At 65.3% G+C, this 2,510-nt stretch carries 3 protein-coding genes; all 3 read right to left on the bottom strand.

Annotated features, from left to right (window positions below; all coding sequences use genetic code 11):
* The coding region (locus JOZ76_RS19890; RefSeq protein WP_291701053.1) for an adenylate/guanylate cyclase domain-containing protein at positions 1-767 on the bottom strand (767 nt) is incomplete at its 3' end.
* A 145-nt stretch (positions 768-912) separates the two neighbouring features.
* Entirely contained in the window at positions 913-1,320 is a 408-nt protein-coding gene (locus tag JOZ76_RS19885) for a F0F1 ATP synthase subunit epsilon (RefSeq protein ID WP_291701052.1), read from the bottom strand.
* Between the two features lie 116 nt (positions 1,321-1,436).
* A partial coding sequence (atpD, locus tag JOZ76_RS19880) for a F0F1 ATP synthase subunit beta (protein ID WP_291701051.1) occupies positions 1,437-2,510 on the bottom strand: 1,074 nt, incomplete at its 5' end.

Genomic DNA, 2,510 nt, shown 5'->3' with positions numbered 1-2,510 from the left:
GCCGGCAATGCTGCGGAGAACGGAGCCGGATCGGACTGCGCGCTTGCGACCGAAGGCGGCGGCACCGTCCTGCTCGCGTGGGACCTCTCCCTTCGCTCGCTCGCCAGCTCCATCCGGGTGAAATTGAGGAATCCGCTCACGCCGATCGCGGTCACGGCGATCACCATGACGACGATCGGCCACAGCCAGGCCGGTCGCGACGATGGCGTCCTGGCCTTCTTCTTCGCCTGCGGCGTCGCGTAGCTGCCGTCCTCGCGGCGCATCGCGACCATATAGGCGTGCACCGGCGTCGGGATGTTCTTGACCTCCTGCGCGCCGATGTCGGCGAACTGCACCGAGAGTTTGTTGACGACCTGCTCGTGCACCGAGCGCGAAATGCAGATGCCGCCGACCTCGGCGAGGGCTTCGAGCCGCGCGGCGATGTTGACCCCGTCGCCGAGCAGGTCGCCGTCGCGCTCGACCACGTCGCCGATGGTGATGCCGATGCGAAAGCTCATCTGCCGGCTCGGCGGATAGGCCATGTTCCGCGTGCGCAGGCTTTCCTGGATGTCGATCGCGCAGCGCACCGCTTCGACCGCGCTCGGAAACTCCGCGAGCACCGCATCACCGGCCGTGTTGAAGACGCGGCCACCGGCCTTGACGATGAAATCGTCGACGACGGCGCGGTACGCCGCGAGCCTGCGCAGCGTCTCCTCCTCGTCCTCGGCCACGAGCCGTGAGTAGCCCGCAATATCGGCTGCAAAGATCGCCGCGATCTTCCGCTTCATGAGGTCCGCCCTGCCGTCAGGATGGACGGAGAATGCCGTCAGACGGCGCGGCGCGCAACCGGGTTCGGACGCGGCGCAAGCCTGCACATTACAGCTTTGTGAACTTAAGGGGTCGACGCCCGCCCGACCGACGCGGCTATCGCCGCTAATGCATCGCGGTCGAGGAGAGCTGGTGCTGGATGCTCTTGAAATGATCGAGCCGCTCGAGCGCGTGATCGAGCTCGGAACCTTCCTTCTCGGCGAGTTTCTCCTCCATCGCGCTGATCTGCTCGGCGAACGCCGCGCGATCGAGCTCATCGATCGAGGTTGCGACATCCGCGAGCACGGTCAAGCCCTTCTCCGACACTTCGGCCAGCCCGCCGAGCACGATGATCTTCTCACGCTTGCCGTCCTGGATGACCGTCAGGATCCCTGGCCGCATGGCGGCCACGACCGGCGCATGCCCGGCCAGCACGCCGAAATCGCCTTCCAGACCGGGAACGTCGACCTGGTCGACCTCACCCGAGAAGGCGAGCTTTTCCGGCGAGACGAGATCGAAATGGAAGGTGGCCATTGCTTGTGCTCGCGAGTAGCGAATAGGGAGTAGGGAATAGTAAGTCTGCAGGCGAGTTGTCAGCAGCGAGCGGCGAAAGGAAGGCTATCCGCTACTCGCTACTCACTATTCGCTTCTTAGGCGGCTTCGGCGGCCAGCTTCTTGCCCTTCTCGACCGCCTCTTCGATGGTGCCGACCATGTAGAAGGCGGCTTCCGGCAGGTGGTCATATTTGCCTTCGCAGAGCCCGCGGAAACCCTTGATGGTGTCGGCGAGCTCGACGAACACGCCGGGCGAGCCGGTGAAGACTTCGGCGACGTGGAACGGCTGCGACAGGAAGCGCTCGATCTTGCGGGCGCGCGCCACCGTCAGCTTGTCCTCTTCCGACAGCTCGTCCATGCCGAGAATGGCGATGATGTCCTGCAGCGACTTGTAGCGCTGCAGGATCTGCTGGACCATGCGGGCGGTTGCGTAATGCTCCTCACCGACCACCAGCGCCGAGAGCATGCGCGAGGTGGAGTCGAGCGGGTCCACCGCCGGGTAGATGCCCTTTTCCGAGATCGCGCGCGACAGCACGGTGGTGGCGTCAAGATGCGCGAACGAGGTCGCCGGCGCCGGGTCGGTCAGGTCGTCGGCCGGCACGTAGATCGCCTGCACCGAGGTGATCGAGCCCTTGGTCGTTGTGGTGATGCGCTCCTGCAGCGCGCCCATGTCGGTCGCCAGCGTCGGCTGATAGCCCACCGCCGAGGGGATGCGGCCGAGCAGCGCCGACACCTCGGAGCCCGCCTGCGTGAAGCGGAAGATGTTGTCGACGAAGAACAGCACGTCCTGGCCCTGGTCGCGGAAATATTCGGCGACCGTCAGCCCGGACAAACCGACGCGGGCGCGGGCGCCGGGCGGCTCGTTCATCTGGCCGTAGACCAGCGCGCATTTCGACTTCACGTTCGGATCGGGCTTCTTCGGATCGGCGTTGACCTTCGATTCGATGAACTCGTGATAGAGGTCGTTGCCTTCACGGGTGCGCTCGCCGACGCCGGCGAACACCGAATAGCCGCCATGGGCCTTGGCGACGTTGTTGATCAGCTCCTGGATCAGCACGGTCTTGCCGACGCCGGCGCCGCCGAACAGACCGATCTTGCCGCCCTTGGCATAGGGCGCGAGCAGATCGACCACCTTGATGCCGGTGACCAGGATTTCCGCTTCGGTCGACTG

This window comes from Bradyrhizobium sp. (genome assembly GCF_019244115.1).
Lineage (GTDB): Bacteria > Pseudomonadota > Alphaproteobacteria > Rhizobiales > Xanthobacteraceae > Bradyrhizobium.
This window is presented reverse-complemented; position numbering and strand designations above follow the sequence as displayed.

Coding starts and splice junctions, on each gene's coding strand:
- JOZ76_RS19885 (WP_291701052.1), bottom strand. CDS start 1,320: ATGGCCACCTTCCATTTCGATCTCGTCTCGCCGGAAAAGCTCGCCTTC.